At 52.7% G+C, this 15386-nt stretch carries 14 protein-coding genes; all 14 read right to left on the bottom strand.

Translation table 11 applies throughout. The annotated features are described in order from the left end of the window. Positions 1 to 91: 91 nt before the first annotated feature. The 14 genes from ACX9GU_RS22705 to ACX9GU_RS22770 all read right to left on the bottom strand — a co-directional run bounded on the left by ACX9GU_RS22705 (position 92) and on the right by ACX9GU_RS22770 (position 14833). Positions 92 to 625 carry a fimbrial protein gene (locus ACX9GU_RS22705; protein WP_071682198.1) on the bottom strand — a complete coding sequence of 178 codons (534 nt, stop codon included), beginning with the start codon at positions 623 to 625 and terminating at the stop codon, positions 92 to 94. A 500-nt stretch (positions 626 to 1125) separates the two neighbouring features. Beyond that, positions 1126 to 1674: a tyrosine-type DNA invertase gene (locus ACX9GU_RS22710; RefSeq protein ID WP_473193009.1), complete on the bottom strand. Its 549-nt coding sequence runs from the start codon at positions 1672 to 1674 to the stop codon at positions 1126 to 1128. 461 nt (positions 1675 to 2135) lie between these two features. Further along, positions 2136 to 2696, bottom strand: coding sequence for a tyrosine-type DNA invertase (locus tag ACX9GU_RS22715; protein ID WP_473193010.1), 561 nt, complete (start codon positions 2694 to 2696; stop codon positions 2136 to 2138). 340 nt (positions 2697 to 3036) lie between these two features. Beyond that, on the bottom strand, positions 3037 to 3771 hold the full coding sequence (locus tag ACX9GU_RS22720; protein ID WP_473193011.1) for an SDR family NAD(P)-dependent oxidoreductase: 735 nt from the start codon (positions 3769 to 3771) through the stop codon (positions 3037 to 3039). Between the two features lie 4 nt (positions 3772 to 3775). Beyond that, positions 3776 to 4024, bottom strand: a complete 249-nt coding sequence (locus ACX9GU_RS22725; protein WP_473193012.1) for an acyl carrier protein — start codon at positions 4022 to 4024, stop codon at positions 3776 to 3778. Positions 4025 to 4040: 16 nt separating this feature from the next. After that, a complete protein-coding gene (locus ACX9GU_RS22730; protein ID WP_473193013.1) occupies positions 4041 to 4850 on the bottom strand; it encodes a hypothetical protein in 810 nt (269 codons plus the stop codon). Beyond that, the gene (locus tag ACX9GU_RS22735; RefSeq protein ID WP_473193014.1) at positions 4847 to 6097 is read right to left on the bottom strand and encodes a beta-ketoacyl-[acyl-carrier-protein] synthase family protein; all 1251 of its coding nucleotides are present in this window, start codon (positions 6095 to 6097) and stop codon (positions 4847 to 4849) included. The genes ACX9GU_RS22730 and ACX9GU_RS22735 overlap by 4 nt, the downstream gene beginning before the upstream one ends. 4 nt (positions 6098 to 6101) lie before the next feature. After that, positions 6102 to 7493: an efflux transporter outer membrane subunit gene (locus ACX9GU_RS22740; RefSeq protein WP_473193015.1), complete on the bottom strand. Its 1392-nt coding sequence runs from the start codon at positions 7491 to 7493 to the stop codon at positions 6102 to 6104. Then, the gene (locus tag ACX9GU_RS22745; RefSeq protein WP_473193016.1) at positions 7490 to 9445 is read right to left on the bottom strand and encodes an ABC transporter permease; all 1956 of its coding nucleotides are present in this window, start codon (positions 9443 to 9445) and stop codon (positions 7490 to 7492) included. The genes ACX9GU_RS22740 and ACX9GU_RS22745 overlap by 4 nt, the downstream gene beginning before the upstream one ends. After that, on the bottom strand, positions 9438 to 10598 hold the full coding sequence (locus ACX9GU_RS22750; protein WP_473193017.1) for an efflux RND transporter periplasmic adaptor subunit: 1161 nt from the start codon (positions 10596 to 10598) through the stop codon (positions 9438 to 9440). The genes ACX9GU_RS22745 and ACX9GU_RS22750 overlap by 8 nt, the downstream gene beginning before the upstream one ends. Next, complete coding sequence (locus ACX9GU_RS22755; protein WP_473193018.1) at positions 10598 to 12733, bottom strand: peptidase domain-containing ABC transporter; 2136 nt, start codon at positions 12731 to 12733, stop codon at positions 10598 to 10600. The genes ACX9GU_RS22750 and ACX9GU_RS22755 overlap by 1 nt, the downstream gene beginning before the upstream one ends. 24 nt (positions 12734 to 12757) lie before the next feature. After that, a complete protein-coding gene (locus tag ACX9GU_RS22760) occupies positions 12758 to 13705 on the bottom strand; it encodes an ABC transporter (protein ID WP_473193019.1) in 948 nt (315 codons plus the stop codon). Next, the gene (locus ACX9GU_RS22765) at positions 13705 to 14379 is read right to left on the bottom strand and encodes a DsbA family protein (protein ID WP_473193020.1); all 675 of its coding nucleotides are present in this window, start codon (positions 14377 to 14379) and stop codon (positions 13705 to 13707) included. The genes ACX9GU_RS22760 and ACX9GU_RS22765 overlap by 1 nt, the downstream gene beginning before the upstream one ends. A 265-nt stretch (positions 14380 to 14644) precedes the next feature. Further along, on the bottom strand, positions 14645 to 14833 hold the full coding sequence (locus ACX9GU_RS22770) for a DUF4762 family protein (protein WP_179244952.1): 189 nt from the start codon (positions 14831 to 14833) through the stop codon (positions 14645 to 14647). Between the last annotated feature and the right edge of the window lie 553 nt (positions 14834 to 15386).

The raw sequence follows: 15386 nt of genomic DNA on the forward strand, positions 1-15386 counted from the left end.
AAACACCCCGTGAAATGAGACATAAAGGCCAGCTCAACTGCCGCTGGCCTGAAATCAGAACAACTAATCTCTACGTCGAATCGGTAAAGTCTTAGTTGTAGTTAAGGGTGAAGCTAGCGGTAGAGTTCGCAACACCAGAAGTAATGGTGGCGGAGGTAGAGATATAGCGTGCAACGAAGTTCAGATCGTTATTACCCACAACCAGTGGATATGATTTAGATGCGGTGAACAATGGAACTACAGCGTTAGCGTCATCGCTCAGCTGAATACCAACACCTGTTGCGCCACCAGCAGTCAGTGCCAGAACGGTGTTGTCACCAGACACAGCGATACCGTCAAATTTGACTGCAGCTTGAGTTGCCGCAGCCGGGCAACCTGTCAATTTGATGGTGAAATTGGTTGCAGAAGATTTAACACCCGCAGTCGGAACGCCACCCACGTTGAAAGAAGTGGTAGCGACTTCACCCAGATTCACTTGCAGTGGGCTGGCTGGGTTGTTAGTCACAACGCAAGCGTCATCGGTGATTTTACCTACGAAATCCACTTGACCATCAGCAGCAGCAGCAGCGGTAACGGCAAACACAGAAGAAGCCAATACGGCAACAGCAATCAGATTCTTTTTCATACAACACTTTCCTTTAATGTAATGCACCCATGTGCATAGCAAAATTATTTGACATAGCCTTATGTCGTTCCCTGTTTATTTAGTTCCTGGCGATAACCTCTCCCGTTAAATAACCCATCAAGCCGTTAAGCCTTTTCTCACCGACGAGTCATTTTGAACTAAAGTGTACCGTCCAATTATTTATGCTAAAAATCTTCACCCACCAGCATTAAATTCCAATCAGTGGTTAATTAACCAACAAACATGAAACATTAAGACTATCTATCGTGCCGAGGGGGGATTTATTAGACCTGTCAGGAGTGGGCTTGAACAGCCACTTACGAGGAGAGTTCAATGATAAATAAGCGTCTAGAAATCAATTTAAATTGTTGATATTAATCATTATTTTAAAATTAGGAATGTTGCCATAACAAATTTGTTGACTCGCGAAAAGATAATCCCTAGAGTGCGTGACAGTTTAGTTCAAAGTGTACCGGGTGAATTAAATCATTACATTTTGTTTACCAAACTTCTTTAAATCTCCGCGCATTGCTGGCCGTATAAAGTACGGTGTGCTGAATATTCTTATGCCCAAGAAAATCCTGAATCAATCGAGTATCTATCCCGCGGTCTGCCAGCGCGAATCCACAACCATGCCGCAGCATGTGAGGATGAGCGTTAACCTCCAGACCAGCCAACTCGCTGTAATTACGCATTAACCAGTAGATACGCTGGCGGGATAGATGGTTTCCCTTCTCGGAAAGGAATAACCAGTCGCTGTCGGCTCCTCGATAAGTACGTCTGACCTTTAACCAAGCGCGTAACGCTTTATGTTCTTGGGCATATAAAGGATGAATGGTTGAAAAGCCGTTTTTCAGGCGATGGATATAAATGCTTTTGCCCTCCAAATCGATATCGGAAAGGCGCCAGCGGTTGATCTCACTGACGCGACATCCGTGGATAAAACACATCCAAATCAAACAGTAATCGCGTTCAGCGTGTTTACCCTGCTGAGTAGCTCCTAGCAGACGCGCAACCTCGGAAGGAGTCAGATGCTTGCGATTATTCATAGTGCCTCACTGTGACTTTACTAAAAAATGTGCAGGGCTATTCATCCTTTTACATACCTACAAGATTCATAGGATCGCTGATGCAAGGATTGCAACAGCTTCAACCTATCCCAGATCAGTATAGCGGAGAGACAAAATGACAACAGCCATGGAATTGCTGAGGATATCCGGAAAAAAAAGAAGCGCCCTAGAAAAACCAACACTCTAAGATTTAAAAGATTATTCTCTCTTAAGTAAGAGATAAATCCTAAAACAACTCAATCACAAAACAATGAAATAACCACATTAATAATGAGTGCAGAAAAAAAATATTAAATTTACATATTTATTTTATAGGATTTAACTCATGGCGGCATATTAAAAAAGAGGTAATTATATACCTAATGTTAAACTCAACCAGAAATGGATGAGTCTAAACATTATAGATAAATTAATTAAACTGTTTTAAAAACAGATTTAAATCATATTCTAATCGAGCGAAAACGCCCCGCGTTACTGGCAGTATAAATTACCGTATTCTGAATATTTTTATGGCCAAGATAATCCTGGATTAAACGAGTATCGATTCCGCCATCAGCCAGTGCATAGCCACAGGCGTGGCGTAACATATGCGGATGCACGGGGACATTCAGTCCAGCAAGTTCACCATACTCACGGAACAGGCGATGCATCTGCTGGCGAGAAAGCCGCCCCCCCTGGCGTGATAGAAACAGAAAATCACTGTCTGCTTCAAGATATTGCGGGCGCTGGGCCAGCCAACTGACCAGTGCGGAATGCTCTCGCGGCTGGATCGGATGTTGGACGGAAAAGCCGTTTTTCAGGCGATTAACGTACAATTTTTTGCTGAGTAAATCCAAATCTTGCAGGCGTAGATTACAGAGTTCGGAGACGCGCAATCCATGAATGAAGCAAACCAGCAACATACATTTATCGCGCACGGCATTCTTATGATCAGGAATGGCATCGAGTAAACGCTGTACTTCATCCATGCTCAAAAACTTACGATTGGTGTTAGCCGACATTCGGTATTTCCCTATACACATTTATTCAGATATTGGATTTAACGACATAAGAAAATTCCGGTCAAGCATTCAACCCGATGCCATCAGAACTTTGTGGAATAAATCGGGTTTCAGCGGTTCTAGTGCCATTCATTCATTTCTCCCCGTGGTAACATCGCGTAGAGGAGTCTGTTTTTTGAACAGACAATCTTAACAACGGTGCTTTATTTAACCGCACAGATCGTAAGCTAGACTCACCATTTGATAGAAGGAGGGGGAGATCGTGGATGCCAATAGGGAGTTATCGAAAGCACTTGGGGTATGCAGAGATACCCCAATAGAATTGTAAACCAGGCTTGCCTTAGACGGTCAACCCCCCGTCAAGGATCAGGCTTTGGCCCGTCATATAACGGCTGTCATCACCGATAAGAAACGCGGTGGTACGCGCCACTTCGCTGGCTTTCCCCAGGCGGCGCAGAGGAATTTGCTTGCGCAGCGCCCTCAGCGCTTCCGGCGGAATGGCCTGCGTCATCTCGCTTTCGATAATCCCCGGCAGCAGGCAGTTCACCCGGATACCAAAACGTGCCACTTCCAGCGCCAGGGATTTCCCCATGCCGATCATCGCCGCCTTACTGGCCCCGTAGGCCGTTTGCCCGGTGTTGCCCTTGATGCCCGTTACTGAAGACATCAGTACCATCGCCCCTTCCCCCTGCGCCATCATGGCGGGCAGCAGGTGACGGTTCCAGTAGAAAATGGCGTTGAGGTTGGTGTCGATCACCTGCCGCCAGCGCTCGCCGGTTTGCTGGATATGCAAATCATCCAGCGTGATCCCGGCGTTATGGATCACCGCAAAAGGCGCACCGAGGCGTGCCAGCAACTGCGGGGCCACAAGGTCCACCGTCTGCTCGTCACTGCCGTCACACACGCAGCTTTCCACCCAGCCAGGCAACCCCGCGCAGGCTTCAATCACCGCCGTGCTGGCCGGTTGAGCGTTACGACAGGTGAATACCACGTTCCACTGCTTGGCCAGTTCTTCCACCAACGCTCGGCCAATCCCCCGGCTACCGCCAGTCACCAATACCCATTGATTAGTCATAGGATTATTTTTGCGCGTCGGCCAGGCTTTGACAGAGTTCACCCAGCGTCATATTCGGCTGATCGATGAACATTTCGGCGTTGAGCGTGACTCCAAACTCGCGTTTGGCCAATACCATCAGCTCCACATAGTCCAGGCTGTCCAGCTTCAACTGCTGCAGAGGCATCTCTGGCGCCAGATCGGCCATCTCGAGATCTTTGGCATCACAAATCATTTCAGTGACGGTGTCGTAAACCTGTTGGTAGTTTTCCATGGTTATATCCCTATGGTTAATTGTCGGCCAATGGCCATGTTTTTAAGGTCACCGAGGTGACGAGCAGAGGCTGCCGCTGCGTTCTGGCCTCGATCACCGCGCGTAACACAAATCCGCTGCTTCGATCCCCGATAACCAGCATCGGCTGAATGCGGTAGTACAGCCGATCTTCGGGTTCAAATAGCGTTTCGGGGTTGAATAATAGGGCGCTGAAGTGAGTCTCATGGTGCGTCTGTACCACTGGGATCTGAGCAAACACCTCAATCAGCGTAGCGACCTGCAGTTCCGGCAGCGCCGTCGTCAGCGCCGCCAAGGTTTCCGGGGATTTCACCAGCAGTTGGAACAGCAGAGCGTCAAAGAAACTCCACGCCTGAGTGGCATCCGATGCCAGCCCCGGGAATGACTGGCTGAGTGCCATCACCTCGTTAACGGTCAGTGCATGCTCCTGTTCAGAAGTTGCCAGCGCTAACGACTGAGCCGGAGCCAGTTTGCTGTTGAAACAGCTTTCCTGCGTGGCACTGTCCAGCATTTTGCCTGTGATCTGCTTGCCGTTGCCCGCTATCTGCAAGTGATACGGCGTCTGGCACAGCACCGGTCGGCGCATGCGGGTACTGAACATATAAAAGTCATGCTCCAGCGGAGTCGCAAGTAACACCGCACTCAGATGACGTTTCATATCTAACATCGCACGCATCCCATGGACGCTTAGCTGGTCGGCCCCCATTTTGCGCACGTGCTGCAGATCAAAGTGGATCGGGTTGTAGTCACCGGAAAAGGCGGCCCACTCCTCGGCATCGTGCAGGGTGTAGTTGAGGATCATGCTCATGCCTGCCCGATAACCAACGCCGCGTTAGCGCCGCCGAAGCCGAAGCTCAGATTCAAGATGTTCTGTAACCGGGCCGGGCGATGCCCTTCGCTGATGTAGTCCAGATCGCACTCCGGATCGGCATTTTTCAGGTGACAGGTGGCGGGCATCAACTGATGCTGCAACGCTTGCAGGCAGATGATGGATTCAAAGCTGCCTGCCGCCGCAATCAGATGCCCGGAGTAGGACTTGGTGCTGGAAAGCGGCGTGCTGTAGGCCGCATCGCCAAAGGCCAGCTTGATCGCCTGGGTTTCATTCAAATCGTTGAGAGGCGTAGAGGTGCCGTGCGCATTGATATAGTCGATCTCCTCCGCCGTCACCCCGGCCTGACGCAAGGCATGCTGGATGGTTTTCACCCGGGCAATCTTGTCTTCCGCAGGGGCGGTAAAGTCGAAGGCATCGGAGTAATTGCCGTAGCCCTTGATTTCCCCCAGGATGGTTGCCCCACGCGCCAGTGCGGCTTCGCGCTCTTCCAGGCACAACACGGCAGCACCTTCGGAAAGGACAAAGCCGTTGCGATCAAGGCTGAATGGGCAACACGCCTTGCTGGCATCATCCTGCTCACTTGCCAAGGCACGCAGGATATCGATGTTCCACACGGCGGCATCGGTACACAGCGACTCACCTGCCCCGGCCAGCATCATCGAGGCACGGCCACTGCGGATCACCTCAAACGCATCGCCAATGGCGATCGTCCCGGTCGCACAGGCCGCAATCGGACTATTTTGATAACCACGCAGGCCCCAGAACAGGCTACAGGCGGCCGTCGCGGCATTCGGCATGGACAGGAAGCAGCCAAAGGGTGAACCCAACCCGGTACGCAGATAGCCTTCGTAATTAATGTGGGTTTCATCCTGACCCGCCCAGCCGCTGCCGATGATGGTGCCGCACTCAAGCAGATCGTAATAGGCCGCCGGGCTCTCCCCGTGAAAAGCCATCTCCATCGCTTCCCGAGCCGCCCCCAGCGCCAGACGGGCAAAACGCGGCAGACGGCGACGGATCGCCGCAGGGACGCCCTTCAGGCTGGGCTCATCGTCGATCACCCCGAAGAAACGCGACTGGATCCCCACGGCGGACCGATCGAAATAGCGATAGCCCAACTGATAATCCATAATCGCCGCCCAGCTTTGCTCGGCATTCATCCCCAATGGCGTGACCGCACCAAAGCCTGTAACCACCACGCGACGTGACAAAGCGTCTTTATTCATGATCTCATCCTGTTATATCACCGTCTTTTTCCACACCGCCGCCCAACGCCAGCCACAGCTTCATGGTGGCATTGAGATAGTTGTACTGCAGATCTGACAAATTGGTTTCGATGGTCAGCAGATCGTCCTCGGCATCCAGCAAGCTCTGGAAAGAGACTGCCCCCGCCTGATATTGGCTTCTGGCCAATACCAGGCGCTGCTGGCTAAGCTGCAGATTCTGTTGCTGATTAATTTTTTGCTGTTGATAGCTGAGCCGCTGCGACATGGCGTTGTCCACGTCGGAAAGCGCGCTATAAACCTTGCTGCGAAAGACGATCGCCGCCTGTTTGACGTCCAGATTGGATTTCTCAATGGTCAATTGCACCGTGTTCCACTGCACAAACGGCAGCGCAGCGTTGGCTCCCAGCGTCCTGACCGGATTGCTGAACCATTGAGAGAAAATGCTGCTGGCAGAGCCGAGTGACGCAGCCAGTGACAGCGATGGATAGAAGCTTAAACGCTCCACATCCGAACCGGCCAGGGCTGCTCGCAGACGCCCTTCCGCCGCCTTCACGTCTGGACGGCGGGCAATGACCTCAACCGGCAGCACGTTGGCAATTGGCACATCCTGATTGATGTCCAGCGAGCTGCGCTCGGCCTGACGATCGGTGGGCGATCGGTTAAACAGGATCGCCAGCGCATTGCGGTTCTCTTCCCGTTGCTGCTGCAACGTACGGTAGGTGTTCTGACGATTGAGCAAAGACTGTTGCGCCTGCAACAGGTCAATCTGTCCGGCGGCACCGGAAGCATAACGAGACTGCACCAGCGCCAGCGTCTGCTGACTGATTTCCAGACCCGCTTGCTGCTGTTTGATCTTCTGGTTGAGGTTGGCGATCTGCCAATAATACTGCGCCGTGTTACCTATCAACGTTAGCGCGGTGTTTTGCCGATCCTGCTCCGTGGCTTCAACCTGCCACTGCGCCTGCTCCCTGGCTCGCGCCAATTTACCCCACAGATCCAGCTCATAACTCAGCGACAACGTGGTGCTGTAAGACTCCGTCGGAGTCGTATTATTCCGCAGGTTTTTGCTGTTGTTGGCGTTACCCGTCACTGAAACATCTGGCGTTAAATTGGTATCGGTTAACCCGGCCGCCAATCGGGCCTGCTGGAGCTGGATGCCCGCGATGGCCAGATCGTTGTTGCTGGTCAGCGCGCGTCCGATCAGCATCGAGAGCTGTGGATCCGCGAAGTTATCCCACCAGTGGTCAGTGTGTTGCAGATAGCCAGAACCGGTATCCTGCACTCGCCACTCAGCAGGCACCGACAGCATTGGCCGCTGATAATCGCTTTTCGTCAAGGAACCACAGCCGCTCAGCAGCAGGGGCAAAAATAATAGAGAGAATTTGTTCATCATCATTCGCGCGCCAGCGCCTCCGTGGGGTGAAGACGTGCCGCATTGCGTGCCGGGAAAAAGCCAAAGCCCAGCCCAATCAGTGCAGAGAACCCACAGGCCAGTACCAACGGTGGCCAGGTAAAGATCATCGAGAACTCTTGCGTCACCTGGGAGAAAATAACCCCGGCCAACCCGGAGCCAATAATGCCGATCAGCCCGCCCAGCGAGCAGATCACCATCGCTTCAATCAGGAACTGGCGCATGATGTCCGCTGGCCGTGCGCCGACCGAAAGACGAATGCCAATCTCGTGGGTGCGTTCGGTGACCGACACCAGCATGATGTTCATCACGCCAACCCCGCCCACCAGCAGCGAAATCCCGGCAATAGCGGTGATCAGCAGATTCATCGAATCCGACGCCTTGCGGATGGCCTGCGTCATCTGATCGTTGGTCTGGGTGTAAAAGTCACGCTGGCCATGAGCCTGCTCTAATAGCTTTTCCACGCGTCCCTGTACCTCATGCGGTGAAAGCCCGTCACGTACACGCAAGGTCATGGACTCGATCGGCATATCGCCGGACATGCGCTCCAGCAGCGCGGTATAAGGCATCCAGGCACCCAACATCATGCCGCTGAATTTGCCGCCTTTACGCTCGGCAATGCCGATCACCCGGTAAGGTGTACCGCCAAGCTGGATGATTTCCCCTTCTGGTGTTTCATCCGTATCAAACAGCGTATCGCGTAATTCCGGGTCAATAATCACCACCGGTTCCCGCTCGTCCAGATCGCGCTGGGTAAAACCGTTACCAGAGATAAAATGCAGGCCCTGCACACGGAAAAAGGCATTGCTGATGCCGGAAATCGCCACCATCACCTCTTTGCCACCGCGCACCGCAGCCACTGTTTTGCTGACGACTGGCGACACGCTGTCAACATACTGCTGGCGGGCCAACAGTTCTACATCAGAGACCTTCAGTGCACGGGCAAAGTCAGGCCGTACTTTGCCCCGCCCTTCACCAGGGCGGATCTCCAACGTGCTATTGCCCAGTTGACCGATCTCCCTAAGAATATTTTGCCGTGCGCCCTCACCCACCGCCATTGACGACACCACGGAAGAGACACCGATAATGATGCCCAACATCGACAGGAAGGCTCTGGCACGATGCCCCATCAGCGCACGCCAGGCCATCTTGATCGCCTCTTGTACGCTCTGCCAAAACGGCGTGCGTCCTGTGGCAGCGACCACCGGCAATACCGGCCGGGTTTTCTGCGGCGCGACCGCTTCATTGCGCCTATCGGCAATAATTTCACCGTCGCTGATTTCAATAATACGCTGCGCCTGGTTGGCGACATCCCGATCGTGGGTGACGATAATGATGGTGTGCCCCGAGCGGTGCAGGGAGTGCAGGATTTCCATCAACTCTTGCCCACTGGCGCGATCAAGCGCACCGGTCGGTTCATCGGCCAGAATGATTTCCGCCCCGTTCATCAACGCGCGGGCAATACTTACCCGCTGCTGTTGCCCGCCGGAGAGCTGCGCGGGTTTGTAATTCATCCGTTGTTGCAACCCAAGCCGGGTCAGCAGGTATTCGGCCCGCGTCTGGCGTTCCGCCGCAGGCATCGCGGTATACAGGGCGGGAATGGCGACGTTTTCGCTGGCGCTCAGATAAGGCATCAGGTGATAACGCTGAAAGATAAACCCGATGTACTGGCTGCGTAACTGGGCCAACTGCTCACTGCTGGCGAGTTGGGTGGAGATACCTTTGATCTGCATCTCACCTTCGGTGGGTTTATCCAGGCAGCCGATGATATTCATCAGCGTGGATTTCCCCGAGCCGGACGCACCAACGATCGCCACCATCTCGCCCGGTTGGATGGAGAGGGAGACGTTTTTCAGTACCGCTACGGTCTGCAACCCAGAAACAAAATGCCGGGAGATACCGCTCAGTGAGATCAACGCAGAAGATGGCTTAACCATTGCTAGCGCTCCCCGCCAATACCACGCGGTCACCCTCTTTCAGCCCTTCTTTTACTTCGGCAAACTGGCGGTCGTTCAGGCCGATGCGCACCCAGCGTGACTCAAGCTGTGTACCGTTCATCACCTGTACCTGATAACGATCTTTACCCTGTTGTTCACCAAAGGCGGCCACCGGGACACGCAGGGCGTTCTTCGCCTGATCGGTAATGATAAATACCTGGGCGGTCATCGAGGTACGCAGCAGGCGCTTACTGTTGGCGATAGCAAATACGCCGCTGTAATACACCGCCGAAGCCTGCTGATTGGAGGAACTTGATGCGTTGTCTTCCTGCAAAGCCTCATTGGGAGCTTCCTGGATAGAGCCCATCACGCTTTCGTAGCGCTGTTTGGGATCGGCCACCACGTAAAACCACAGCGGTTGCCCCACGCGCACCTTCAGGATATCGGTCTCCGAAATACGGGTGTGTACCGTCATGGTATCCACATCCGCCAGCACCAGAATGGTCGGGACGGTTTGTGACGACACGATGGTCTGCCCTTCCTTGGTGACGATCCCCAGCACTTCACCGTCGATCGGCGCAACGATGCGGGTAAAGCCCAGATTGGCCTTGGCCGTTTCCAGCTCCATCTGCGCCTGGACGATCTGCGCGTCGTTGACCTTCAACTGGGCAACCTGGGTTTGGAACTGCGCCTGCGCCTTTTCCAATTCGCTTTTCACCCCAGAACCATCACGATCCAGCTTTTGCTGACGCTTCAGCTCCTGTTGATACTGCTTGAGCGTTGCCTGGGTGACTTGCTTTTGCGCTTCGGCGCTTTGCAAGGCCGCTTGCGATTTACGCAGTGCGTTCTGTTGCAAGGTCGGGTCGATTTCCGCCAGCAACTGCCCGCGGGTGACACGATCGCCCTGCTTCACATACAGCTTTTGCAATTGTCCGTTAACCTGGGCACCAACGCTGACCTGCAGTGCCGGTTTAAGAATGCCGGTGGCAAGCACGGTTTTTTCGATATCGCCACGGGTGATCTCTTCGGTGTCATAGGCATTTTCCTGCGTGGGTGCAGTGACGTACCAGACGATCGCGCCAATCGCCACCAAACACAGCAAGGCTATCGGCACCAGCCAGCGTTTGGTTATGCCAACCCGTTTCAGCTTCATCAGCACACCGCCGTAATCAGTGTCGGTGATGTTTCGACGCTGGCCACATGGCCATTGCTCACGCGGAACACCCGATCAAACATCGGTAATACGCTCTCGCTGTGCGTCACGGTGATCAACGTTTTATGCCGCTCGCGACAATGCGCCAGCAAGGTGGCCATCACCTGATGCGCCGTTTCTTCATCCAGATTGGCCGTAGGTTCATCAAGCACCAGCACCGGGCGATCGCTGTACATGGCCCGAGCCAACAGTAGACGTTGGCGTTGCCCCTGAGACAGCCCAGCATGGCTTTCACGGATCAGGGCATTCAGGCCGCCCGGCAATTTCTCGATCACCGGGGCAAGATTCAGCCCCTCCAGCGAACGCTCAATCTGCCGATGCTTTTGCTCATTAAAGTTCTCATCAAACAGCGTGATGTTTTCCAACACCGTGGCATTGAACAAGATGTCCTCCTGGCTTTGCAGGAAGAACAGTGCGTGCACCTGCTGATAATCGATCGGCTGGCCATCCACCATGACGTCCCCTTGCTGTGGTGGCATCAGGCCGGTCATCACTTTCAGCAAGGTGCTTTTACCCGCGCCAGATTCACCGACAATGGCAATGCTTTGCCCCGGCGTGAGCGATAGCGAAAGATCGTGCAGCACCGGTTGCTGGGCGTCATAGGCAAAGGCGATATGGTGATAACGCAGCTGCGAGGTGAACGACGGGATGGGCGCAGGGACCGCATCATTGCCTGGCTCCGGTGCAGAACGTGACGGAAACAGATCCCGCGCGCGGGTATCAATCACGTTCAACTGATTCTTTTGCAGGATGGAATAGAAAATCTTGGTGATGTAAGAGGTGAAAATTTCACGCACAAAGCTATAGGCAAAGAACTCCCCGAGCGTGATAGTTTCGTTTTTCAACAACGGCAGCGCCAGGAACATAAACAGCACCATCTCCAGGCTGCCGATCAGCTGATACAGGCTGCTTTTGACCTGCTCGTACATTCTCTGTTGCTGGCGGCAGGTAAACAGCGCCAGGGCATATTTGGCAAACAGGCCCTTGCGTTGACTATCGAGCCCAGCGGACTTGATGGTGGCGAACCCTTGAATGCTCTCCAGGATAAAGTCGCTCTGATCGGCCGTTTTGACCTGCATTTGCTGGGTAAAATAGCGGTCACGATAGATGGCCCAGACGCTAACCAGCCCCATCAGGGTGACACTGATGCCAGACACCATGGCCAGCAGCGGGCTCATATAGCACATCACCGCTAGCGCGATGGCACCGATGATCCAGTCGGTACGCAGGCCGTTATCCAGCTCGATTTTAATGCCCGAGGCCATCTGCCAACTGGCAAAACGGCTAAAGACGTCACCTGGTGCACGTTTATCAAAGAAATTCAGTGAATTACTGAGCAAGCGCGAGAAACCGGCCACGCTGTTGACCACCACGAAACGTTTAATAAATCGCTCGGTGATCCAGCGCACGCCGAAGGCCAACGTGGTCGAAACGACAAACGCCAGCAGGAAGTAAAAATAGGGGAAATCTGTTTTTCCCGCAGAGGAAAAGACCTGGTTGATGGCGCTGCTGACCATCGTCGGCATGATAAACAGGGTTAACGAGATCAGAAACGCCAGTATCATCAACCGGTAAATGCCGGGGATACGTGCCGTTTCTTTCAGACTCATGGTGTCGAACATGCGAAAGCGTTTACTGCGCTGCACGTTGGCCAGTGCCTGCGGATCGGGCTGGGTTTCATTGTCCAGCACCAGCGCATAACCGCTGATGTCCAGCTTTAACGCATCGATAGGCAGCAGTTGTTGGCCGATGCCCGGATTCATTACGCAGACATGGTTGCCTTTACGGTAGGCCAGCACCACGTAATGGCTGGCGCCATAATGCAAAATGGCGGGCAGCGGCAGTTCTGCCAGTTCGTCATGCTCAAAAGCCACGGGATAAGCGGGCATCGCCAATTCGCCCATGATATCGCACAGCCTGGCCAGCGAGGTGCCATGCTGCGAGGCCGGATAGCGTTCACGCAGGCTTTCCAGCGAGACATCAATCCCCTGGGTTTCCGCCATCATGGCGATGCAGGCCAGCCCACATTCGTTAGTTTCGCCTTGAAAGACCAGCGTCGGGATTATCTTTTCCATGATCTGACTTCTTCAATTTCCGGTTTATTCATTGATAAAAAATAACGAATGTGCGTGCCATAACAGCCAGTCCTCGGGGTGCCGGACGATCGAACTCTCGACAATTTCCGGCAGCCTGGCTTTCACACTGCGCGCCGGCATCGGCGGGTCAATGTGGATTTTTATCTCTTTGTCGTAATACAGGTAATAAAACACCACCTGAGCCGACAGCGCTCGGGCAATGCGGATCACGCCGCTGTGCAAATTGGCCGGGCGATCAAACAGACGGCAACTGAGCTTTGCCGTTTGCGCCTTATTGGTATTGACGGTGTAATCCGGCGAGATATCCGGAAAAATCATGATATTGCGTTGATGATCGGCCGCTTCCATAATCGCGCCCATCAGATTGCCGGCAATTTCCCGGTTATCATCATGGATCGAGCAATAGGACAGGTTAACACCCCCTAATTCCCGCGCCCTGGCGTGATACACCTCCACGCTCACGGAGACAATCGCCGTTGCCTGTCCCGGAAATACCCCGGCGCCGACCATACCGGCCAGCACGTCAGAGAGCATATGCAGCGGTGCCAGCACCACCGGGTGCCCTGCCTGATGCAAAGGCTCGACGACCGCATTAAGCTCTGCCTGGCAGCGAGCCAGTTGGGCTGCGATCTGAGGGCTCTGACCATAGGTTGCGGCCAGCTCCAGTAAACGGCGGCGCTGACTGGTGCGGGCAAAATTCCCTTGGTAGTCAGCCCCGAGCAGGGATTGCTTATTCGCCTCAGCCACAAAGGCACGCCGACGATCGCCCCGGTCATTTAATCGCAGCCAGCGGCTCAGCGCCGCCAGCCAAAGGAACCAACGGTAGTTGCCGTGGCGCAGCAGCCAACAAACCGTCTTGCCGTATGCTCTGCGCAAGGGCAACGAACCGCGTGCTAGGGTTGTGAGCGCCTCTCTCCACGCCAGATACACCCACACGGCAAATAAACGCATTATTGCTCCAGCGGTTTGTCATGCTGTAACAATGACAGCAGATGATCGGCAAACTCAGGGAAATCACGATCCTGCACGGCCATCCACTTTTTGTTGACGATAAACGTTGGGGTCGCCCTGATTTTGTAATGCCCGGATACTTTGGTCATATAGTCCAGTAGCTCTGCTACCTGCGGTGTCTGGCTTGCCTTGTTATAGGCATCAAGATCGATACCGTTTTTCGTTAACCATTTATCGCGATTGACCGGGTTACTTAAATCAATTTTACCTTTGATAATGGCGTTATAAGCGCTCTCACGGTGCTGTGGTTCAATGCCCATCACCGTCAGGGTGGCAAACAACGGGGCAAAGCTCGCCAGGCCATCATTGTTTTGGTTGGCGATATGCACACGGACCAGTTGAGTCCCGGCGGGCATCCGCGCTTCCATCTTGGCAACATTCTCTTCGTTCAAGGCGCAATAGTGGCAGCCGTAAGAGAAGATCTCGACAATGGTATTATCCGTGTTTATCGGGCTGGTTTTAACGTCGCTCTCGCTAACCATAGTCAGAGCCTGTTGTTCAGGACCGGCATTCTGATTCAGCACAAAATAGTGGAAATAAGCCGTGGTGATCAGCGAAGATATAATAATAACCAAAAGGGTATAGGCGAAAAGATAAAAGGGCTTCTTGAACATGAGCGCTACGTCCTAAATTACATATACCCAAAATCTTTCAAGGTTGCGTGTGAATAATCACAAACCTTAATGTATAAGGGTAAATCGATTAGCACTTAATAACGGAGGGATATTGATTGTTTTAGTCAGGCAGGCTGCAATAACCCTTGCAGCAGTCACATCCCTGTCCATTAAAAATGCACGAGAATCAAACAGGCTGATGCGATAAACCTCACCGCACCAGCACTGGCATCAGTCCCTGTCAGACAGGGAACCAATGTTTACATTATGGCTGGGCAGGGCAGCTGCTCAGTGGAACTGGCTTGCTGTCAACGCTAACAACCTTGCCATCTTTGTCTACACAAGTGGTAACCGCATTACAAGTGGTTGGAGTAAGGTTTACATACTCAACGCTACAGGTTTTGCAAGTGCCGCCAACGATTGTGCTAGCTTCAGAAACGTTTAATTTTTTCACAACATCATCCTTATATAAAAGTGAAATAAATAGCCCTAGTTATGTCTATCATCAATGATAGAACAAATCTACGCTCAATATAAAGGCACGATAACCCATGCCTTTATTAAAGCGCAGAATAGATGATATTTATTAACTTCTCTGTTACGGCGAGGGCAAAGATACCGTGATCTCTAAAACAGATCAATGGTATTTTTATTGATAAATATTATATAAGAATTATATTACGGAATTATTGATACAGGAGTATTCCTAGAAAAAACGGGTGCCACACTCTAAAAAACAGGGTTAAACCCTATCATTATCGCATTAATTAAAAAAAGCCAAATGCAGGATCATTCTTACCTCATAAGAATAATCACATCCTGTGGGTGGGAAATTTTAGATAAAAAACGGACGCTTTCCAGCTTAGTCAACGGCTCTGGCGGATGGGGTAATACGTAAACAGGCATCATTTCCTCCCGGTTGTGAAGCACTACGCATTATTTTTCAACGCCGCGTAACACGGACGTATTGTGGTGGAACAGCTGCGCATAATCCGCATTCCTCCCTC

This window comes from Serratia sp. K1WW1 (genome assembly GCF_055790865.1).

Coding starts and splice junctions, on each gene's coding strand:
- ACX9GU_RS22750 (WP_473193017.1), bottom strand. CDS start 10,598: ATGAAGCTGAAACGGGTTGGCATAACCAAACGCTGGCTGGTGCCGATA.
- ACX9GU_RS22715 (WP_473193010.1), bottom strand. CDS start 2,696: ATGTCGGCTAACACCAATCGTAAGTTTTTGAGCATGGATGAAGTACAG.
- ACX9GU_RS22740 (WP_473193015.1), bottom strand. CDS start 7,493: ATGATGATGAACAAATTCTCTCTATTATTTTTGCCCCTGCTGCTGAGC.
- ACX9GU_RS22710 (WP_473193009.1), bottom strand. CDS start 1,674: ATGAATAATCGCAAGCATCTGACTCCTTCCGAGGTTGCGCGTCTGCTA.
- ACX9GU_RS22765 (WP_473193020.1), bottom strand. CDS start 14,379: ATGTTCAAGAAGCCCTTTTATCTTTTCGCCTATACCCTTTTGGTTATT.
- ACX9GU_RS22755 (WP_473193018.1), bottom strand. CDS start 12,733: ATGGAAAAGATAATCCCGACGCTGGTCTTTCAAGGCGAAACTAACGAA.
- ACX9GU_RS22760 (WP_473193019.1), bottom strand. CDS start 13,705: ATGCGTTTATTTGCCGTGTGGGTGTATCTGGCGTGGAGAGAGGCGCTC.
- ACX9GU_RS22735 (WP_473193014.1), bottom strand. CDS start 6,097: ATGAATAAAGACGCTTTGTCACGTCGCGTGGTGGTTACAGGCTTTGGT.
- ACX9GU_RS22745 (WP_473193016.1), bottom strand. CDS start 9,445: ATGGTTAAGCCATCTTCTGCGTTGATCTCACTGAGCGGTATCTCCCGG.
- ACX9GU_RS22720 (WP_473193011.1), bottom strand. CDS start 3,771: ATGACTAATCAATGGGTATTGGTGACTGGCGGTAGCCGGGGGATTGGC.
- ACX9GU_RS22725 (WP_473193012.1), bottom strand. CDS start 4,024: ATGGAAAACTACCAACAGGTTTACGACACCGTCACTGAAATGATTTGT.
- ACX9GU_RS22730 (WP_473193013.1), bottom strand. CDS start 4,850: ATGAGCATGATCCTCAACTACACCCTGCACGATGCCGAGGAGTGGGCC.
- ACX9GU_RS22705 (WP_071682198.1), bottom strand. CDS start 625: ATGAAAAAGAATCTGATTGCTGTTGCCGTATTGGCTTCTTCTGTGTTT.